Here is a 20950-nt window from a genome sequence, read left to right as displayed (position 1 = left end):
AATCCCTCCAAGGTAAATATCAGATCAAAACGCAACGTTTTCCCGGCATCCGGTCAAATTGTCATACTCAGGCTCACGAAACAGCCGTTTCTTCAAACGTGAATGCCTTGAGCTTGGCTTCGGTCTGCGAATCTATGGTCCGCCCGTCTGCATCCATCGCACAGAGCAGCGCTCCGGCTACCGGATCGGATGTCAGCCTTACGCACCGGGCGTAAGGCGCCCGGACGGCCACAACCCGTTCTATCGCATCCGTAAGGATCGAGCTGTTCGGACGGTTGAGCACGCTCCCGATATACACAATATCGAATGCTTCATCGGACATGCCCAGCCGCCGGATCAGCGTGCAAACGGCATTGCCCAGTTCCTCGCCTTCGGTCTGAAGAATTCGGGTCGCGACTTCATCGCCGGCTTCTGCCGCCTTGAACAAGGTCTTGACCAGGGTCGGCGGAACGGAGATCCGTCCGTAGAGGACATCCTCGTACATCGGCTCAACCGAGGCGTACCCCATCTGCTCCAGCACGAGCGAAGTCAGCATGGTGGCAGGTCCCCGCTCATCCCAAGCGCGAACCACCGCCCGGAAGGCCAGCGTAGCAAAACCGGATCCGCCGGCGTATCCGTCGCCGTAGAGGAATCCGAAGCCGCCGTACTGCAGCTCCGCCCCCTCGCGGTTCCGGGCTGCGCTGTTAAAGCCGGTGCCGCAGATCAGTGCCGCACCATAAGGCCGGCTCGTTCCGGCCCGCATGCCGATGATCGTATCGCAGGCGATATCATGCCGTCGGTAACCCAAAGCCCCGATCATGGGGCGCAGGATTTCGTAGTCGGCTTCCCGATCCGCGCCGGCCAGGCCGAAATACGCGTATTCGATGTCGTCCTTGGATACGCCGGCCTCCCGAAGAGCGCTGTTGCAGGCCTCCTCGATATTGCGCGCCGCCTGCTCCCGGTTAATCTGGTGATTCCCGTTCCCGGATGCCCCCTTGCCAACAATGTTGCCTTGATCGTCGCAGATGACGGCATGGGTCTTGCTCCCGCCGGCATCCACTCCCAGATACAAACTCATGGACATTCACTCCTAGACGCCGAACCATTTGGCGTTATGTGATGGTATATGTTTAAGATACCGCTTCCATAAGCGCCCCTTCTACTGTTATACACCCGAGGAGTGATACGATCTTACTGTTTCTCTGCACTGTGCGATAAACGAGGGAGCGGGCTGCCGACAGAGGCACGCTCCCGGATGTCGCTGGGCGATGCGCCAATATGCTGCTTGAACAGCCGGTTGAAGTTGGAGAGATTGCGGAATCCGCAGGTCTGCGCGATCTCGATAATCTTCGCATCCGTTGTTTCCAATAGATGCACCGCGTGAGTCAAGCGAAGCTGAATCAGGTAATGATGCGGGGATGTGCCGACAGCCTGATGGAACAACGCGCTGAATCGGGAAGGGCTCAGATGCGTCATATCCGACAGCTCCTTCAAGGTCCATCCGTAATCCAGGTGAAGCTCCATCGTCCGAAGCACTTCCTTCAGGGCATGCATGCCCCTTCCCTTAATCGGCCGGTCCTCCGCAAGCGGTGCCGACAGATGCCGGTTCGCCAGGCTCAGAAAGCGAATAAGGTCCGAGCGGATCAGACTCATATAGGAGGTGCCTTGAGCTCTGTGCTCCTCCATCATGCTCATAAGCAGCCGGGCCATTTCAGGGCGAATCGGGGATTCCCGGTCTACCATCCCCAAGGAGCGGAACGGGTTCATCAGTTCGGGATCGAACTTCAAATCCAGCGAAAGCAGCGAAGGATCGAACATAATGACGTCCATGATCAGATTATCCGTCTCATAGGCGCGGTGGAGCGCGTTACTATTGATGAATACGATGTCTCCTTCTTGAAACGACAGCTTCATCCCGTTGATCAAAATAAAGCCCGTGCCGCTTCGGATATGATTAAGCTCCAGCGCATGGTGCCAATGCAGCCGCTGTGCGCCGACAAATATGCCGCGTGTCGTCGATGCGGTAAAAGGAAAAGCGGCATTCGAAAAATCAATGGCGTCCGGAACAACGCCCTGCGGACGTTCCACCATTCATGCACCTCCAGCGAGTCGTTATCGTCATTTTGTAAAAAAATCACGGCCAATCCCTATCGTTCTCCATATCGTATCATGCTCGCCGGGCAAACGAAAACAGGCAGCGCCCAAGCAGCGCTGCCCTTTGCCCGAATTCGGATGATAACTCCCGCTTCTCCTCCAAAACCTTCGCTTCTATGCCTCTATTCGATGGGCAGCCGCTTTCTTCGCGTTCCTTGCCGATCCCTGTGCTTCGCACCCATTCCTCTTTCGTTCCCCGTCCGTCACTGGAACCTTTACCATATCGCTACGCACCTATCCGAACCCTCATCTCGAAAATACATTGAAATTTTCTCATCGAAAGTCTCGTTAAGAATCTCTCTGGCACGTACTTATCCGATCCTCGTCGAGACACTCCGTTCCAATAACGCAAGCTGCTCGGGCAGCCGAACCACCTCGCCCAACAGGATGAGCGCAGGGTTACCCAGTTTCACCGCCTTTGCCAGGTCATGCATATTCTCGAGCGTGCAAATGAAGGTGCGCTGGCGGCTCGTTGTCCCCTGCTCAATGAGCGCGACAGGCGTCGATCCCGCTTTGCCGTGCTGCAGCAGCTGCTCTCGGATATACGGCAGCTGGCTGACACCCATGTAGATCGCCAGCGTATCCACCCCGTGCGCCAACAAATCCCACCGGACAGGCGAGCCATCCTCGTGGCAGCGGCTGCCCGTTACGCAGGCGAAGGAAGCGGCCAGGCCGCGGTGCGTCAGCGGGATCGAGGCTGAAGCCGCCGCTCCGACGGCGGACGTAATTCCCGGAACGACCTCATAAGGAATGCCGGCTGCCGCCAGTGCCAGCGCCTCCTCCCCGCCGCGTCCGAAAACGAAGGGATCTCCGCCCTTCAGCCTCACCACCCGCTTCCCTTGCATCGCATAGGCGACAAGACGCCGGTTGATGTCTTCCTGAGAGGCCGCATGCCGGCCCGGCGCCTTGCCGCAATAGATGCGCTCAGCTTCATGCGGCGCGTCCTCCAGCAGCTCTTCATTGACGAGGCGGTCATACAGAATGACCTCAGCCTGCCGGATTCGTTTCATCGCCTTTACCGTAATCAACTCCGGGTCTCCCGGTCCCGCTCCGACGATACTGACCATCCCCAATGCCCGCACGGCCTGCACCTCCTGTCTCTTTTTCTGATTTAGCGTTCGTTCAGCGTGCTTACATCACGATATAAATCGAGCCGCTCGTGCCGTCAATTTCCGTCCGGTACGTCGTTACGCAGCCATCGTCAGGTTCATAGACCCGGCCGCTCGCCAGATCGATCTTCCAGTCATGCAGCGGGCAGTGCACCGCCGTTCCGCATACCATGCCTTCCGACAGCTTCCCGCCCTTATGAGGACAGCGGTTCTCGACGGCCTTGACGCTGCCGTCGCTCAGCCTGAATACCGCGATTTCCGTATCCTCGATCCGGAAGGTACGCGCCCCCTTCGCATCGATTTCCGCCAAACTTGCCACCCGAATTTTGCTCATGATCTTCTCGCCCCCAAACCTTCACCGGTTCCCGCTTCCGCCAGTGGCATGAAGTTCTTGCGAAGCTCCGGATTATCTATGATTTCTTTCCAAGGATCAGTGGTGTAGCTGAGCGTTTCCTCGATCCGGGATACGAGCGCAAGACGCTCCTCACGGCTTTCCAGCGCCGCCTTCACCTCATCCAGGCCAATCCGCTCGATCCAAACGGAGGTGCGCTCGTTCCAGTTCGCTGTCTCGCGGTAATACTGGAGATAAGCGCCGGTCCATTCCATCACGTCCTCCTCGGTCTTCACCGTGCACAGCAGCTCCGATTCCCGAACCTTAACGCCGCCATTGCCGCCGACATAGATCTCCCAGCCGCCGTCGATCGCCACGACGCCCAGATCCTTAATGGTGGCTTCGGCGCAGTTACGAGGACAGCCGGATACGGCAAGCTTTACTTTAGCCGGCGTATTGAGCCGCTCGAAAGCCTTCTCCATCTGGATCCCCATGCCGATCGAATCCTGGGTGCCGAATCGGCAGAAGGTCGAGCCCACGCAGGTCTTTACGGTGCGGAGCGCCTTGCCGTAAGCGTGTCCGGAAGGCATATCGAGCTCCTCCCAAATCTTCGGCAGGTCTTCCTTTTTTACGCCCAGCAGATCGAGCCGCTGCCCGCCCGTAAATTTGACCATGGGCACATCGTATTTCTCGGCGACGGCTGCAATCCGCTTCAGATCCGCCGGCGACGTTACCCCGCCATATACCCGCGGAACGACGGAATACGTGCCGTCTTTCTGGATGTTGGCGTGAAACCGCTCGTTCGTAAACCGGGATTCCTTCTCGTCCTTATACTCGGACGGCCACAGCATCCCCAAATAGTAGTTGAGCGCCGGACGGCATTTCGAGCAACCTTCCGGCTCATTCCAGCCCAGGACGTTCATCACTTCCTTCACGCTGACCAGGTGCATCTCCTTGATCTTTTCGATTATTTCATCGCGGTCCATCGTCGTGCAGCCGCAAATGCCTTCCTTCACCGGCTCGCCGGCCCCTTCACCGCCGTAGATCGACAGCAATCCTTCAACTTCCGGCCTGCAGCCGCCGCAGGAGCCGGATGCCTTGGTACAAGCCTTGATCTTGCCCACCGTGCTGCACCCGTCCGCGATGGCCTCCATGATTCGCCCCTTCGTCACGCCGTTGCAGCCGCATATGATCTCGTCGACGGAATACGCCTCGAGCCTTGCCAGCGGCGATGCGGAAGTTTGCCCGGCCGGGTAGCCAAGCAGCAATTCCTTCTCGCGCCCGGTGACGGATTCCCCGCTCTTGATCAAGGAAAACAGCGAGGTCCCATCCGATGTGTCCCCGAATAGAACGGCGCCGATCATGCGCTCTCCCTTCATGACAATCTTCTTGTACACGCCCTCGATATCATCCTGATACCGTAGGGATCGCGTATCCGGGGCATCATTGAACATGCCGGCGGAAAATACATCGACACCCGAAACCTTCAGCTTCGTGGACGTTACGGAGCCTGCGTAACCGGAGGTTTCGACGCCGGCCAAGTGCTTGGCAAGCACGGCCCCTTGCTCATACAGAGGGGCCACCAGTCCATAAGCGATCCCCCGGTGCTCGGCACACTCTCCAACTGCATAGATGCCGGGAACGCTCGTCTCCAGAAAATCATTTACGACGATGCCGCGGTTCACCTGCAGCCCGGCCGACTTGGCCAGCTCGACGTTGGGCAGAATCCCGACCGCCATAACGATCAGATCGGCCTGAAGCCGGCTGCCATCGGAAAATTCCAATCCGTCTGCGCGGCGTTTGCCGGTAATGGCCGCCGTCTGTTTCTCAAGAAGGAAGCTCATTCCCTGCGCTTCAAGCTCGCGCTGCAGCATTTCCGAAGCCGGCGGATCCAGCTGACGTTCCATCAAATACTTGTTCAGATGAACGACCGTCACGTCCATGCCCAGATTCAGCAATCCCCGTGCCGCCTCGAGTCCGAGCAGCCCGCCGCCGATGACGGCTGCCTTCTTGTATTTTTTCGAAGCCTCGATCATCATTTCGCAGTCATGGATATCACGGAAGCCGATCACGCCTTCCTTGCGCACGCCCGGCAGCGGAAGCATGAACGGATTCGAGCCGGTTGCGATAATCAGCTTGTCGTAGTCGGAAACGACGCCGGATGCCGATACGACCTTGCGGTGTACGGTATCGATCGATGCGACGGCATCCCCCGTAAAAAGCCGGATGCCGTTTTCCGCATACCAGTCACGGTCATTAATGATGATGTCCTTCATGTCCGTGCCCCCGGCCAGCACCTTCGACAGCATAATCCGGTTATAGTTCGGATGAGGCTCTGCGCCAAACACGGTCATGTCATAAGCCCCCGGCGCCAACTTCAACACATGCTCAATCGTTCGTACGCCCGCCATCCCGTTGCCGACCAGCACCAATTTCTCAGGTTTGTTCATCACGATTTCCTCTCCTCTTCGGGTATGTTCAGGTTTTCGCCTAACAACATAAAAAGCCTGACCGCCGCAATCGCAAGAGATCCATCTCTCTTGTCGTTTGAGGCGAAGTCAGGCTTCGTTGCCGCTTCGAACGGATACACCGTTGTATCCGTGACTTACGATTTTCGTTTTATTGTCCTTAACTATATAAGACGCATTTCACTATGTCAATATTCATGACACAATTTAGCCACAAAATAATTTTATCATGGAACATGTAAACTTTTATTACGTTTATGATCGAAGCAGAGAATATCCGTTATATCGGTATTTCTTTGAACTAAATCAGGGTTCCATCGACCAAACAATGTAAATTTTCCGAACATTACGGGAAGATTTCCTCTTTATGAAAAATTGAAAATGCGTTATCATCATAAAAACACCCCATTTTCAATTACGAAATCCGGTTTGTTTCAAGCACAAACTCACTGTTTGTGTAATATTTTATAACATAAATGATAGACATACGTTTATAAGCTTTCGTATAGGAGGGATTCCTTAGATGCGCCGCTTACTCCTTATTCACGAACACGTCGCCCATGCTTCCAAACCGAACCAAGCTTCAGCCGAGGCCAGCGCCGTTGCCGAGGAGAACCTGAGCGAGGGCGGCTATCATGTATATACGGCCTGTTCAGCTGCGGATCTCCCGCGCTGCATCCACGAGGTCGATGCGGCTGTCGTCCATCTGCCGATCGCCAAGATCGCAGGATGGCAAAGGAATCTGGAAAAGCTGAGGCCCGTCCCTATGCTTTGGTGGTGCAGTTCTTACTCAGGCACGTCCTCCGCTGATTATTGCCAAGATGACGCTCCGATTGACGGGATTCTGACTCCTTCCATGAGCCCATCCGAGCTTCATTGGGCCCTCCATGTCGGGGCAAAGCAATTTCTCGACCGGCAGCAGTGGCACACCGAGCGGCAGCAGCTGCGTTCCAAGCTGGAGGAACGGAAATGGATCGATATGGCCAAGGGTATCCTGAGCGACATCAACCGGATCTCCGAGGCAGAGGCCTATGATATGCTCCGGCGCAAAGCCATGAACGAACGAAAGCGGATCGTGGATGTCGCCACCTCCATCGTCAAGGCGCACCAGCAGCTGAAAGCATGATACAAGAATGGAGGTTGAAGAAGAATGACGATGATCAAGTTGCTGAAGGAAGTCGGACGGGGAAAACGGGGCTCTCGGGATTTGAATTATAACGAGGCCGTCTCTGCTGCCGAATGGATTCTGGAAGACAAGGCTACCCCTGCCCAAATCGGCGCCTTCTTTATGGCCGAACGAATGAAGATGGAAAGCGTGGAGGAATTGGAGGCCTTCATCAAGGCCCTGCGTGACCGATCTTTCCGTAAAGCGGTCCATGCCGGACTCGATTGCGCAGGACCTTATGACGGCAGAAAGACGTCCTTCTACGCCTCGTTTCCGACTGCCTTTCTGCTCGCAGCCGCCGGGCTGCCGGTTACGCTGCACGGCAGCGCTTCGCTGCCCCCGAAATGGGGAATTACGGTAAACGACCTATTGCTGTGCAAAGGGATTGATCCCGCCAGCATTACGCCCGAGCAGTCCATTCTGGCCGCCCAGCTCACTGGCGTGCTGTTCGCGGATGCCGAGCAGTGGTGTCCTCCCCTGGGCTCCATCCGCCCGATCCGCGAGGAGATCGGCATGCGCACGATCCTGAACACCGCCGAGAAGCTGATCGACTTCTCCCACTCGCCCTACCTCGTGTACGGCGTCTATCACAACACCGTCTTCGACCGGATGTCACAGCTACTCCAAAACCTTCGTTACCGTAAGGCACTGATCGTACAAGGGGCCGAGGGCTCGGAGGATCTGCATATCCATCGGGCGACCCGCGTACAGCTGGTGCACCAAGGGCATTCCGAGCTTCATCTGATCGACCCCGAGCTGTTCGGCCTCGAGGCTCAGCTTCCGGAGATCGAGTGGACCGCGGAGGAGCAGCTGCGGGTGACCGAGGAAGTTTTGCAGGGTAAGGGGCACATCGCGTTTACGAACCAGGTCCTCCTTAACGCTGCTGTAAGGCTTCATCTCTGCGAGCGCGCCGCTTCCGTAGAAGAAGGGCTGTACACCCTCAAATCCCTGCTCGACAACAGGCTGGCATGGTACGTCTACGACCGGTGGCTGCGTACACTGCTGGAGCATCCGGCGCAAGGGTCCGCTTCATCGATCAGATAACGAAAACGATCAGGCCCGATCCCATTTGTTCTGCAAAAGGGCCACCCGCAATCCTTATCTCCCCTTTCGGAAGACAACTAAAAAAGGACTGCAGCCAGGCCTATATCATGATGAAGGCCATAAAGCTGCAGTCCTTAAACTGCTGAATAAAAAACTGTCGTCTCTAATTAGGAATGCTCCGCCGCATCCGCCAGCGGCAGCTCGATTACCCAATCGAACGGATCTTCAAGGATGCCGCGCTGGATGCCGGTAATTGCGTCATAAACCCGGCTCGACAGCTCCCCGGTAACGCCTTGCCCGATCACCAGCTTCTCATCCTGCCATTCCAAAGACCCGATCGGCGAGATCACCGCGGCCGTTCCGGTGCCAAACGCCTCAACCAGCGTTCCGCTGCGGTGTGCGTCAATGATTTCATCGATGGAAATGGCCCGTTCCTCTACCGGAATCCCCCAATGCTGGAGCAGCTGAATGACCGAGCTGCGGGTCACTCCGTCCAGGATACTTCCGTTCAGCGCCGGCGTAATGACCGTATCGCCCAGCTTGAAGAATACGTTCATGCTGCCGACTTCCTCGATGTACTTCCGATGCACGCCGTCCAGCCAGAGCACTTGGGAATAGCCCTTCGCCGTAGCTTCGTCCTGTGCTTTCAAGCCTGCTGCATAGTTGCCTGCGGTCTTGGCATTGCCTACGCCTCCTACTACGGCACGAACGTATTTCGGCTCCACATAAATGCCGACCGGATTGATGCCTTCCGCATAGTATGAGCCGACCACCGACAGAATGATCATGAATTTGTATTGAAGGGATGGGGCCACGCCCAGCACCGGCTCGGTTGCGATAACGAACGGCCGGATATAGAGCGAAGTACCGGGCTCGGAAGGAATCCAGTCCCGATCAACGAGAACGATCTGCTTCAGAGCCTCAAGCACCAGCTCTTCGTCCAGATCCGGAATGCTGAGTCGGCGGTTGGACAAGTTGAGGCGCTCGATATTTTTGTTAGGACGGAACATCAGAATCCGGCGATCCTCGGTCAGATATGCCTTCAATCCTTCGAACACCGTCTGCCCGTAATGGAACACCTTGGCCGCAGGATCCAGCTGAATAGGCTGATACGGAACGATCCGCGGATCATGCCACCCTTTCTTCGCATCATAATCCAATATAAACATATGGTCGGTAAAGACCGTGCCGAAAGCCTGGTTGTGATGGGCCGGCTTCGGTTTTGGGGACGACGTCAATTCAACGGGTATCGTGTAAGTCATTATGCATACATCTCCTTATCTGCAAGCGTTATTAGTTGAATCATATCAATCGATACCCTATATTAAAAGTATCTGATTTATAGGGATACCATACCTTTTAAGTATAGAGAGGGGCCACTTGAATCCATGGATATTCGCCAGCTCCGTTATTTCCTGACAATTGCCCAGGAAGGCCAGATCACCCGCGCAGCTAAACAGCTGAATATGGAGCAGCCTCCCCTCAGCCGGCAGCTGAAGCTGATGGAAGAGGAGCTTGGCGTCACGCTGTTCGAGCGCAGCGGCAAGCAGCTTCGGCTGACCCATGCCGGCGAGCTCCTGCAACAACGGGCCGACTCGCTGCTTAATCAATTCAACGAGACGCTGACGGAGGTGAAGGAACTTCATGCCGGCATCCGCGGCATGCTGTCCATCGGCGCGGTCGTTTCCTGCATCTCGCTGCTGCCCCAGCGCATCCATTCCTTCCGGCAAACATATCCCGAGGTCACCTTCAAAATCCGGGAAGGCGACCATTCCCTGCTGGCCGACCAGCTGGATCAGCGCCATATCGAGCTTGCGGTGACCCGCCTCCCGTTCGAATCGCGCTTTGATCCGGAACGTTATGCCGTGCTGCCCTTGCCCTCCGATCCGTTCGTTGCCGTTCTCCCCGGCAGCTGGGAATGCGGGCCGACGCGAGGGCAAATCTCAATGCGTGAGCTGGCAGAGCATCCGTTCCTGTCGCTAAAGACCGACCAGACCAAAGGCATGCATGAGCGGGTCATCCAGGAATTCAACCGCAGCGGCCATCCGCCGCGCGTCATATGCGAATGCTCCAGCGTCGCGATCATCGTGGCATTGGTCGCCGAAGGGATCGGCGCCACGATTTTGCCGGAATCGGTCATGTCCTCCTTCGCCATCCCCAACATCCGGACAATGACCATACTCAGCGCCGATTTCCAATCCGATGTCGGAATTGTCTGGCTCAAAGATCATGTGCTATCCAATCGCGCCCGACATTTTCTGAACACTTTTATAGAATAACATTATTGGAGGCGTATCGTCTTCTCCATGTTTATCCGGTGCCGCGCCAATGATCCGCAGCCCGGACGGCCCCCGCTCTGCCTGTACACCCTTCATGCACGAAAATTTAATGACTGATCAAGCCAAACAGGGAGAGCTGTTACGCTCAATATAACATCCTCCCCGTTTATTCACCGCCGGAGAACGCGATTTCCGCAATTGTTCCGCAGCTTGTAAAGCCGATATTGCGGTATACTCGATTCGAATCAGAATTGGCTTGATCCGCATACAGCATCGGTGTAAGACCCTCCCGGTTCAGAAGCAGACCAAGCTCAGCTACAAGGACGCTGGCATACCCCTTCTTCCACTCTTCCTTCGGCGTATAGACGGCGTTAATGCCTTGAACGCCTCCCATCCAAGCGCTTCATCTCATCCATGGGCACCAGCCTCTCCAGCATCATTCGCCACCCTCTCCTCTCATTCCGGGCCGATAAACGACAAAAAGACCCCGTCCCCATAGGGACGGAGCCTTGCTCCGCGTTACCACCCTGATTCGCGCCGGCTCTTTCCGGCACGCACTCTTCGCCATCATCCATCAATGATGCCCCATGGATAACGGCAGGGAACTCCCGGATCAGCTTCACGTCATGGACAGTCGGCTGATCTGCTCCGAGGTGATGGCCTGTTCATCGCCGCTTCCGCTGCTTCGCACCCACCAGCAGCTCTCTGATTCGAAGCATCCATACGATGCCGGCGTCCTCTTCAGCGCATTTGTTCGAAAATTTTATTCAGTTTAATCCGTTTGCGTTAAGCTGTCAAGGCTGAAATTCGTCCATCAACCCGCCGTTTTATGCAAATCCAGTCTATTTGTTGGTGAACCGAAAGACCAGCATTTCTCCTTTTTCCGGATGGACGCCATCCAGTTCGGAGTATTTTCCACCTGTATACGTATTCAGCGTCTTGCGCCAAAAAATCTGCGTGCTCATATTCCGTTCCGTCGGGTTGGTCTGAAGCTCCCACGCGCCTTGGAACTGATCGAACACAAGCTCAGCTGCTCGCCGCGCTACACCTTGTCTTCGATAAGTCCGAAGCACGAAAAAATCGCTTAAGTAATATTGAATATTGGGCGACGGAACCTGCGGCGGTGTAGAAACCAGCGCGAAACCGGCGGCAATGTCATCCACTGTGATCAGATAAGGAAAGAGAACCGACGGCTGCTCCCACCACACGTCCAGCAGTTTGCTCTGCTCGCTCAAGGTCGGCACATCCCCCTTCTCAAACACTCCATATCGGTTAGGATGGATCCCCCATATTTCAGCGATGTCATGCAAGTACAGCGGATAGAGGTTGTGCAGAATAAATGACTGTTCTTTCGGGCATAAACGCACTTCAATATTCAAGATCAATCCCCTCCCTAATCAATCATTTCAAGCAGGTTAAAATCCCGGTGAGTATGTTTAGAATAACATATTTCCCAGACCAAGATATCGACAAGTATGTAAATTTCGTTACGCATGCCATACAGGGCTGCGGATTGCTCTCCGAAAGTCAAAGCCGCCTCACGATCATTATATGACAGACAGCCTTTCCAAATATTTCTTGATCAACCTATAAATATCCTGCACGCATCCGACAGCGATTTAATTGGATTCTTAGGATCACAATCCCTCTCGGGCATCCGCTACATATATAAGCAGAGAACCTCTCTCTATAAGGTTGTCATAAATTCACAGGATTATGAGCACTCCACATCCCCTCCGGCAAAGCCCAAAAAAAAAGAGCCAACCGAATCTCATCGGCCGGCTCCTTGCTCCAATCTGCCCTCGCGGCAGCATGGATGGGAGAGGATTCCCTCAATCACTTCTTGCGTATTAGGTCAGTCCCAGCATGTTACGTGCCATCGCAAGCACTTCTTCCTGTTCCGTCAGCAACGCAAATTGTCCGACAGCCACCGGATACGCCGCGTATTGCTCTACGATATGGTCGTACATCCGCGGCCACACCTTCCCGCCGGCTTGCTCGTATCGCTCCAGCAGCAGCTTCAGGTTATCCTCGCCGTGAACGGCATAGTACAGAATGAAATCCTTGCCCGGGTTCGTCACTTCAGCCTCTGTCCAATCCAAAAGCCCGGTAACTTGAACCTGGCTGTCGATTAAAATATGCGGAGGATGGAGGTCGCCATGGACAAGCGACGAATGGCCCGGCCAATAGGAGTCATCACCGATCCATTTCTGCCAGCGGTCCCACAGCGCCGCGGATACTCCCAGGCGGCTTCGCACCTCCTCCATATTCCGCGCCATCTCTTCCCGGGCTTCCTGCGGACTCTTCACCCGGAGGCCGGCTGCCCGAGCATCCTCGTGATCGATGCCGTGGAGAGCTGCCAGCGCCTGTGCCAGCGAATCGACGAATCGCTCGCCCGGCTGCACAGGATCCATGTTCCACGCATACCCTTCTGCACCGACAGATGCGGCAGGCTGACCGCTAAGCAGCGGATAAGCGATAAGCTCTGGCGTGTAGATCCGCCAATCCGGTACGGCAACCGGCAGACGGGGCTGAATCAGCTTAAGCACCCGAGCCTCATTGTCCGCCCGTTCGAGCACATCTCCACGCCGCGGCTTACGCAGTACCCAAGACACACCTTCGGCATCCTCGGCAATGCCGACCAGAAAATCCATGCCGGATTCATTCATTTCGATGCCGTCAGGGCTCAGTTCCACCCCGTGCTCCCCTGCGATCGCCACCATGTCCCGGATAATTTCGGTATAATCCTGAGAATGAGCTGTTGTCATATAAAAACGCCTCCTTGATATCGTTATCACCCTCGCAAGCTTCTTGAGTCAAACAACAAAAAAGCACAGGCAATCATCACCTGTGCTCAGCGTAATCGACAATGGGGCGCTTGCTTCCGCCACGATCCCCTATGTCCGAGTGCACGAAAATAACCCCATCCCGGAAGACAGTAAAGGACACAGCAAATCATCCCCCACCTGCTTCGGATAGTCTTAATTTATTCGTCACTCATGACTATGGGTTACGTAAAATTGGCAGACCCATCCCGATTACCCTGCTTGAGCAGCAGGCCTCTTCATCGCGTATTCCATTAGCCGCGAAAAGATCTCAATCGGGAATAATCCAACACACGTAACCCTCCGTTCATCCTAAGTTGCATTTAGAATAACAGATTGGAGCAGGCAATACAAGGGATGATTTGGATTTAATCATTCTTTCCCTGCTATGTAGTTAGAGGATAGCCAATTCTCTCCAAGCCCGCTTCAGTCCGGTTGGGACCAACGGATTTCCTTCGTCCATCAACAGCCGCCCCCGCGGTCAGCTCGCCTTATGCGAGGAATTCAGCTCGGCAACCGGCGGGACCGCGGGTTTCTTTTGCGCCAGACACAACGCCAGTCCCGTAAACAGGAAACCGCCGGCAATGTTGCCAAGCGTCACGGGAATTTGATTCCATAGCCACCAATCCCCCAGACTAACGCCCGCTCCCATCAGCATGCCGGTCGGAATGACGAACAGATTGACTACTGCGTGCTCAAACCCTTGACCGAAGAAAATCACAATCGGCAGCCACATGGCGGCAATCTTGCCGCCTGTGCTCCGGGAGGCGTTAGCCATGACAGCCCCCAGGCACACCATCCAGTTGCACAGCATCGCCTTCACAAACACCGTTCCCATCCCTGCCCAGCCTAGCGAAGCATAACCAATCGTCTTCGCTTCAGCAGCGCCCCGTATAAGGTCAATAACGCCGCCCTCTTGTACATGCCCGAACTGTGTCACCGCCGCGTAATAGAGCAGCCCATAGAATACCGAGCCGATAAGGTGCCCGATAAATACCCACGTCCAGCTGGCAAGCATCCGCAAGGCCGTCGTTTTCCTTTCCATAACCGCGAGCGGAATGAGGGCGAAGTTGCCCGTAACCAGCTCCAGTCCAAGCAGCACGATGATGACGAACCCGGCGGGAAACAACAAGGCACCCGCCATGCCGATCCCCGTCTGGGCCGTTGCCGTAAAGGCCAGCGTCGTGGCAAATCCAAGCAAGGCTCCGCCCAAAAATCCCCGCAGCAGCATTTGCTCAACGGTCAGCTGCGATTTACTCGTCCCCGCTTGAATCATGGCTTCTACTACTTGATCCGGCTTTACATAGGACATGGTATCCCCCTCCTTCTGGGTGTATGGAACTGAACTGCCGCCCCCCATTACCACTTTTTATAAGTCAGAAACTTTCCGTTTAACGTGACGACCACCCGGTCTCCCTTCGGATCCTCCACACGCTGTATATCCATCTCATAGTCGATCGCAGACATGATGCCGTCGCCGAATTTCTCGTGGATCAAGTCCTTGATCGCCGGTCCGTACACCAGCAAGATTTCATAGAAGCGATATATCAGCGGGTCCGTCGGAGGCATAGGCACCGTCGTTCCACGGTATGGAATAACGGTCAAAGCCGCAACCGCCTCCGGATCCAGCCCAAGCAAATCCCCGACCTTGGCACTCTCTTCATTCGTCAGCGTCCCCTGTCCCAGCAGCGCCGTTGCCGTCCAGGCCTCCGAACGGTCGATTACGCTTGCGATATCGATCCACTTTAACCCCAATTTGCGTTTGGCCTCCACGATTCGTCTTGTGACCTCGGCTCTCTCCATGCATCCTCTCTCCTTTGTAAAAAGTAGTCTTACTCTCTACTGATCGATAAAAAATGAATTAATGTCATGTTTTCGTACGTACAATATGAAAATCTGGTCTAATTATACGAATTTTGTTTATTATAAGTCAATAAAATTAACATTAATTATGATTTTTATAAGACCATTTCAGTAAATAGATTAATTGGCGTCATATTAAATAACATAATCACAATAAAAAAATGGCATCCTCTTCAGGACGCCATCCATCTTCATTTCATAATCGCTGCAACAGAATACTGTTTTCGAATCAAGCCTCCACCTGCGCATGCTCTTTACAGAACGCAGTGAGCTCCTCCTCTTCTTCCGGCTCCATATCAAAATCAAGATACCGATCGGTCGTTCGCTCGTAGAAATCGTATTTTACAATTCGGGAATCAGCCCCGTCTTTGAGAAAGATCACCCGCAGGTAAACTCCCTGTTCAGAATAAAGCTCGTCCTCCTCCGGCACGTCCAGATCGCATACGAACTCATATCGCTGCCCTGCCAGGATCCCGAACGGATCTTGAATCAACTCTACGCTGTATTCCTTAATCGTCAGCATTAAATCTCACCCTTTCTGTCACACTTCTACATTATAAACCACGAAAACGCCCTGCCACACCTTAAAGATAGGTTCTTATCCCGGAGGACAAATGGATCAATTTTTCATTTCTCTATGCTTTTATCTCTTACACCTGATCCTTCAAATATTCTACGATCAAGAAGAAGTCGTTCTGATAAAAAAAGGAGTTGACGCAAATTGCCGATCAAGGACCAGCTGACGATCACCGTGGAGAAAGGCAGCCACCGGTATTCCTTAACCTCCCCGCTTGGCGGGATCGAACGGTTTACCGTCGTCGTGAATGATCAATTCACCAATGCGCCGAACACGACGCAAATCGCAAGCGGGGCAGGCAAGAGCAGCGCTGCCGGGAACAATGCCGCAATCCGCTCTCCGTTTACGTACCAGCAGCAAAGCGTCGGCGCAGGCGGCATCGCCAAAAACCTCGGCCTTAAGAACCCGCTGCATCATGGTGTCAGACCGGATGGTAAGCATCCTAAGTCCAAGAAACATCAGAAAGAAGTGGTCTTCGTCATTAATAAGCAGGTGGTCAGATTGCCGAGATCAAGTCGGAACGCCTCGGCCACCCAGATTGCGAGCGGCGCCGGAGACTTCAGTACAGGCGGCACCAACTCGGCGATTGAAAGCCGGGGCACCCGGCAGCAGCACGCCGTCGGTGGAGGGAGCGGCAGCAAAGCGATCAATCGGGATGTTCGCCGCAAGAAGGTTCAGTCCAAGCACCGCCGTCCGCATCACGGAAAGTGAAGCGTTTAGTGGCTGCATTCCAACAAAGAAGGGACCCTGATCAGGGTCCCTCTCGTATTGATATCAAGGATAGCCGTGCCTGTTGTCACGTGTTACACGGATTCTCCTTGGCCTGTCCGTTCTTTGCCCTTCGCGGTGGCCGCGAAGGATCTTGTCATCGTCTTGATCTGCTCCACCTTCCGGTAGCGGAGGGCCGACCAATCCTCGTCGATGGCGATCTGCCGCACCGGCTCATAGCCTTCATCCGCCAAAATGCCGGCGATGCTGTCCCGGCTGCAGTCGGAATTCTTGTAAGTTTTGGACGTCTTCTTCGGATAGCAGAGCCAGAGCAAGCCGTTATCCGCTACGGCGCTCGCTGCAATCTTGGCCAGCTCCCGCAGCTGCCCGTTGCTTGTTCCGAATGCCTGAACGAAATCATAGGGAGCTTGCACCGGCTCCGTATGAACCTCCCCTTGAAGCGAGCGAATAACCTCCTGATAGGCCTCCGGCGCGTTCAAGATCAGCACGGGCTGGCCCAAGTCTTTATACTGCAGCTTTTTCACAACCGGATGGGTTTCCAGCATATTGGTTCATTCCTTTCCGCCTGATGTGTCAGGGTCAATAGCAATCGAGGGCTCTCTAGCAGAAAAAAGCATACCGCTTCGTGAGGATATGCTTTTCCTACTACCCTAAGGCGAGCAGCTCTCCAGTTACTGCGCCTTCTTGATCTGCTTGCTCCGCAATTGGCCGCAGGCGGCATCGATATCGGTGCCGTGCTCTAGCCGTACGCTAACGCTGATGCCCTGCTTCTTCAATGTATCGTAGAATGCAGTGATCGTCTCCTTGGAGCTCCGCTGATATTGACTATGCTCATCCACCGGATTGTAAGGGATGAGATTGACGTTCGCCAGGCTGCGACGATCGCCGACCAGCTCCGCAAGCTCAAGCGCATGCTCTCGCTGATCATTGACATCCTTCAGCAGAATGTATTCGAGCGTAATGCGGCGCTTCGTTTTTTCCAAATAATAATCGATGGCCTCCATCAGCTTCTCGATCGGGATGGCCTTGTTAATCTTCATGATTCTCGTGCGCAGCTCATTGTTCGGCGCATGCAGGGAGATCGCCAGATTCGTATTCAGATCGCTGTCCGCGAACTCAATAATTTTGTTGGCCAGCCCGCTTGTGGACACCGTGATATGGCGTGGTCCGATAGCAAGTCCCTTATGGTCCTTGATCACCCGGATAAAGTTCGCCATGTTGTCATAGTTATCGAACGGCTCGCCGATCCCCATCACGACCAGGTGACTCACCCGCTCATCCTGGCCTCTGCGGTCCAGATGAAGCTGAACCTGCATCACCTGCTCGACGATTTCCGCAGCCGTCAGATCCCGGCTCTTCTTCAGAAGGCCGCTGGCACAGAAGCTGCAGCCAATGTTGCAGCCAACTTGGGTTGTTACGCAAACGGACAACCCGAATTTATGGCGCATGAGCACCGTCTCGATCAGGTTGCCGTCAGCAAGCCTGAACAGAAACTTGACCGTCCCGTCAATCGACTCCTGCTTCGTATGCTCCTCCAGCGTCACAATCGCAAAGTGCTCCTCCAGCAGCTCAAGGCATGAAGGATGCACGTCGGTCATCTCCGAAAATGCCGTAACCCGTGAGCGGTACAGCCATTCCCACACCCGGGTCGCCCGGGACTTCTTATGGCCCCGCTGGCCGAGCCAATCGACCAGCTGATCTAATGTCAATCCATAAATGGATGGTTTATTCATGATGGATATCCTCTTTCTATAAACAACATTTATTATGAGGCATATTGCAAAAATCCAAAGGGCGACTTTCAATCAGCAATATATAGACCGAATGGTTTAGTTCGTCTGTGTATTGTACCTGGAAGCGACCGGAATCGAATTTTGCAAATTCCTGATATATCAAACCTTACGGCGAGAAACGGACACCTGATAGCCCACTCTGTATTGTCCCAAAATTTCAACACGAACACAAGGGGAGTTATAGGCAATTCACGCTTCTTATACGCAAATCAGGATTGACATATCCAATAAATACCTTTATGTTTATCATTGACTGACTTAATCAATCATAAATATCTATAAGAGAAGGGAGACACTCAACACTCATTTCGTTATGGACGATCACCGCTATTTGTCCTGCACCTGTAATCTAAATTTGAATTTCAGAAGATATTTTTCGTTTATCATTGACTGATTAAATCAATCTATATTTGGAGGTTTCGTATGAAAACAAAAGGCAAAGCGCTCATTCTAGGCGGAGGCATAGCCGGACTATTCACTGCAACCGTGTTATCCAAGCATTATGAAGAGGTGATCATCACGGATCGGGATGAGTTTCCGGCAGGACCGGAAAATCGGTCGGGTACGCCGCAGGCCTATCATCCGCACCGTTTCCTTGCGCGCGGCAAAATGATCGTTGAAAGCTGGTTCCCTGGCATAACCGAGGAATTGCTTCAGCAAGGGGCGCATCCTCGAGAAATGAAATCCGTTAAGATGACCAATCGCTACGGCACGCTGGAAATGCCCGATGAGCCCAATGCAGGGTGCAGCAGATCCCTGTTTGAGTGGACCCTCCGCAACAGAGTGATCCAAATGCCTAATGTGACTCTCTTACCAAAGCTTGCAGCGCAGGAATTACTGCATGACGCGGACAGGAATGCCGTTACCGGCGTTGTTTTCCGGGACAAAAACGTCAGGGAATCAACGCTTGTTCAAATAAATGCGAATCTGGTCGTGGATGCAAGCGGACGCGGTTCCAAGCTCGCTGATTGGTTGCAGAACCTTGGTTACGCGGTACCGGAAGCAGAGAAACTGCACGTATCCCTAGGATATAGTACGCGGCACTATAGGGTTCCAGAAGAAATCCAGGCTGTATGGAGCACCATCCTGAATGATGGAGATCCCTCCCTTGGTATCGGCACGGCTGTGTTCAATCCGATCGAGAACCACATCGCAGAGGTTGTTCTGTACCGCGCGGGAGGAGCTTCCTATCCGACAACCGACCATCAGTTGTACGACCAGGAGGCGCAAAATCTGTTCGGTTCCACCATCGGAGATTTGCTTCAGCAGCTTGAACCAATCTCAAGCCCGCGGGGCTACCGGATTGAGGAATGCGTGAGACAGCATTTCGAGCAGATGGAGGATTGGCCTTCCGGTCTGCTGGTGCTCGGCGATGCCTTCTGCAGCTTCGATCCGATATTCGGCCAAGGCATGACGGTGGCGGCCATCCAGGCAGATGCGCTGGACCAGTACTTGCAATCGAGGCAAAATGAAGTCCTGCTTGAGGAGGGATTCGAACGCTTCGCCCTTCTAAAGATGCAATCCGCCATGGAGCCTGCATGGTGGCTTAGCACTGCCGCGGATCTCAGATGGCCGGGGGTGACATACGAAGGCCACCTGTCCGCCCAAGGGTTTTCTTTTGCCCAGAGGCTGTTCGATATATGCCAGGAGCTGGCTTATGCTCATAACGATATGGCCGTATTCGAACAGTATATGATGGTAACGGGTCTTTTCGCTTCGCCGCAGGCTTTGTTTAATGCAGAGTATATCAACTCGCTTGTGAATGCGGATCTATCGGGAAAAGGCAAAGCTTGGCTCCATCAGGTATTACAGGAGGTGAATTTGCCGCTGGAGGAACTACTCGCGCGGATCATCCCGGTTTTTAATAACGAATTTCTGCCCTTATCCATGGGATTGCCCGAATAAATCAAATGCGTTATTGTTGTTATCAGCACGAGAATACCAGGATGAGGGATGGACGCAATGACCCCTTTAAACGAAGAACAATTGCATCAAATACGCGACGAACGAAAAGAACAAATCATGCGAGCTGCCATCAAAGTATTTTCTAAAAGAGGAATCTTCGGAACCAAAATGAGCATGATTGCCAGCGAAGCCGGAGTCAGCCACGGCCTTCTCTATCACTACTTCAAATCCAAAGACGAGTTGTTCATCACGCTCGTTCAATGGTCGATGGAGGAAGCTCGGCAAGCGTTCTCCGAAATCTATAACGTACCCGGTACCCCTCTTGAGAAAATCGCTCTGCTAACCTCAATGATTCTCCAAGAGGATGATAATTCGCACTTTATGCTGATTCAGCAAGCACGCACCTCGGATGGCGTGCCCGAAGAGGCCAAGCGGATTATCGAGAACTATTCCATCCATGCTTTTGTTGACCAGTTGATGCCGCTGTTCGAAGCAGGGCAGGATGCCGGGGAGATTGCGGCTGGCGATCTGAGAGAGCTCGTAGCCTGTTATTTATCCGTGTTATCAGGATTAATGACGCTGAAGTCCCAAGAGGACCCGAGCTATACGCCCCCGAAGGCGGAGCTGCTGCTGCGACTGCTTAGGAACGGATAAGGATCATAACGCAAACCAAACACACCTCCCATGAAACCACCGGATCTTTTCCGCACATTTCATAAAAGGTGTGTT

At 54.0% G+C, this 20950-nt stretch carries 20 protein-coding genes; 6 read left to right on the top strand and 14 right to left on the bottom strand.

Annotated elements, in window-relative coordinates; translation table 11 throughout:
• Positions 1-73: 73 nt before the first annotated feature.
• The 5 genes from MKX76_RS24155 to nirB form a co-directional block, all read right to left on the bottom strand.
• Positions 74-1057: an N-acetylglucosamine kinase gene (locus MKX76_RS24155; RefSeq protein ID WP_028404025.1), complete on the bottom strand. Its 984-nt coding sequence runs from the start codon at positions 1055-1057 to the stop codon at positions 74-76.
• 113 nt (positions 1058-1170) lie between these two features.
• On the bottom strand, positions 1171-2070 hold the full coding sequence (locus tag MKX76_RS24150) for an AraC family transcriptional regulator (RefSeq protein WP_028404024.1): 900 nt from the start codon (positions 2068-2070) through the stop codon (positions 1171-1173).
• Between the two features lie 374 nt (positions 2071-2444).
• Complete coding sequence (gene cobA, locus MKX76_RS24145; protein ID WP_034272406.1) at positions 2445-3200, bottom strand: uroporphyrinogen-III C-methyltransferase; 756 nt, start codon at positions 3198-3200, stop codon at positions 2445-2447.
• Positions 3201-3264: 64 nt separating this feature from the next.
• Positions 3265-3576, bottom strand: coding sequence for a nitrite reductase small subunit NirD (gene nirD / locus MKX76_RS24140; protein ID WP_007128964.1), 312 nt, complete (start codon positions 3574-3576; stop codon positions 3265-3267).
• Positions 3573-6023: a nitrite reductase large subunit NirB gene (gene nirB / locus MKX76_RS24135; RefSeq protein WP_034272380.1), complete on the bottom strand. Its 2451-nt coding sequence runs from the start codon at positions 6021-6023 to the stop codon at positions 3573-3575. The genes nirD and nirB overlap by 4 nt, the downstream gene beginning before the upstream one ends.
• Before the next feature lie 541 nt (positions 6024-6564).
• Here nirB and MKX76_RS24130 point away from each other — a divergent pair.
• A complete protein-coding gene (locus MKX76_RS24130; protein WP_007128966.1) occupies positions 6565-7167 on the top strand; it encodes an ANTAR domain-containing response regulator in 603 nt (200 codons plus the stop codon).
• A gap of 24 nt (positions 7168-7191) precedes the next feature.
• Complete coding sequence (locus MKX76_RS24125) at positions 7192-8250, top strand: anthranilate phosphoribosyltransferase (protein WP_028404022.1); 1059 nt, start codon at positions 7192-7194, stop codon at positions 8248-8250.
• 167 nt (positions 8251-8417) lie between these two features.
• Here the strand turns inward: MKX76_RS24125 and MKX76_RS24120 are convergent, their stop codons facing one another.
• Positions 8418-9512 (bottom strand): branched-chain amino acid aminotransferase, encoded by a 1095-nt coding sequence (locus MKX76_RS24120; RefSeq protein ID WP_341034737.1) that lies wholly within the window; start codon positions 9510-9512, stop codon positions 8418-8420.
• A gap of 126 nt (positions 9513-9638) precedes the next feature.
• On the opposite strand from MKX76_RS24120, the gene MKX76_RS24115 reads away from it, so the two are divergent.
• Entirely contained in the window at positions 9639-10529 is an 891-nt protein-coding gene (locus MKX76_RS24115; protein WP_007128969.1) for a LysR family transcriptional regulator, read from the top strand.
• Positions 10530-10695: 166 nt separating this feature from the next.
• Here MKX76_RS24115 and MKX76_RS24110 read toward each other — a convergent pair whose 3' ends face one another.
• From MKX76_RS24110 to MKX76_RS24085, 6 genes are all read right to left on the bottom strand, one after another.
• The gene (locus MKX76_RS24110; protein ID WP_007128970.1) at positions 10696-10923 is read right to left on the bottom strand and encodes a GNAT family N-acetyltransferase; all 228 of its coding nucleotides are present in this window, start codon (positions 10921-10923) and stop codon (positions 10696-10698) included.
• A gap of 448 nt (positions 10924-11371) precedes the next feature.
• On the bottom strand, positions 11372-11908 hold the full coding sequence (locus tag MKX76_RS24105) for a GNAT family N-acetyltransferase (RefSeq protein ID WP_007128971.1): 537 nt from the start codon (positions 11906-11908) through the stop codon (positions 11372-11374).
• A 471-nt stretch (positions 11909-12379) separates the two neighbouring features.
• Positions 12380-13297 carry a macrolide 2'-phosphotransferase gene (locus tag MKX76_RS24100; protein WP_213616142.1) on the bottom strand — a complete coding sequence of 306 codons (918 nt, stop codon included), beginning with the start codon at positions 13295-13297 and terminating at the stop codon, positions 12380-12382.
• A 538-nt stretch (positions 13298-13835) separates the two neighbouring features.
• A complete protein-coding gene (locus MKX76_RS24095; protein WP_210094067.1) occupies positions 13836-14666 on the bottom strand; it encodes a formate/nitrite transporter family protein in 831 nt (276 codons plus the stop codon).
• 47 nt (positions 14667-14713) lie between these two features.
• On the bottom strand, positions 14714-15157 hold the full coding sequence (cynS, locus tag MKX76_RS24090; RefSeq protein WP_007128974.1) for a cyanase: 444 nt from the start codon (positions 15155-15157) through the stop codon (positions 14714-14716).
• Between the two features lie 289 nt (positions 15158-15446).
• Positions 15447-15740, bottom strand: coding sequence for a DUF6509 family protein (locus tag MKX76_RS24085; RefSeq protein ID WP_007128975.1), 294 nt, complete (start codon positions 15738-15740; stop codon positions 15447-15449).
• 198 nt (positions 15741-15938) lie between these two features.
• On the opposite strand from MKX76_RS24085, the gene MKX76_RS24080 reads away from it, so the two are divergent.
• Positions 15939-16505, top strand: coding sequence for a hypothetical protein (locus MKX76_RS24080; RefSeq protein ID WP_007128976.1), 567 nt, complete (start codon positions 15939-15941; stop codon positions 16503-16505).
• A gap of 92 nt (positions 16506-16597) precedes the next feature.
• Here the strand turns inward: MKX76_RS24080 and MKX76_RS24075 are convergent, their stop codons facing one another.
• Together MKX76_RS24075 and rlmN are read right to left on the bottom strand one after the other, a co-directional pair.
• Positions 16598-17068: a hypothetical protein gene (locus tag MKX76_RS24075; protein ID WP_007128977.1), complete on the bottom strand. Its 471-nt coding sequence runs from the start codon at positions 17066-17068 to the stop codon at positions 16598-16600.
• Between the two features lie 126 nt (positions 17069-17194).
• Entirely contained in the window at positions 17195-18256 is a 1062-nt protein-coding gene (rlmN, locus tag MKX76_RS24070; protein ID WP_210094069.1) for a 23S rRNA (adenine(2503)-C(2))-methyltransferase RlmN, read from the bottom strand.
• A gap of 483 nt (positions 18257-18739) precedes the next feature.
• Between rlmN and MKX76_RS24065 the strand changes: the two genes are divergently transcribed.
• Both MKX76_RS24065 and MKX76_RS24060 read left to right on the top strand, forming a co-directional pair.
• Positions 18740-20221: an NAD(P)/FAD-dependent oxidoreductase gene (locus MKX76_RS24065; RefSeq protein WP_210094070.1), complete on the top strand. Its 1482-nt coding sequence runs from the start codon at positions 18740-18742 to the stop codon at positions 20219-20221.
• A gap of 57 nt (positions 20222-20278) precedes the next feature.
• Positions 20279-20875: a TetR/AcrR family transcriptional regulator gene (locus MKX76_RS24060; protein ID WP_210094071.1), complete on the top strand. Its 597-nt coding sequence runs from the start codon at positions 20279-20281 to the stop codon at positions 20873-20875.
• The last annotated feature ends 75 nt before the right edge of the window (positions 20876-20950 follow it).

The sequence above is a fragment of the Paenibacillus sp. FSL R5-0810 genome, from assembly GCF_038002285.1.
Taxonomy (GTDB): domain Bacteria; phylum Bacillota; class Bacilli; order Paenibacillales; family Paenibacillaceae; genus Paenibacillus_AQ; species Paenibacillus_AQ lactis.
This window is presented reverse-complemented; position numbering and strand designations above follow the sequence as displayed.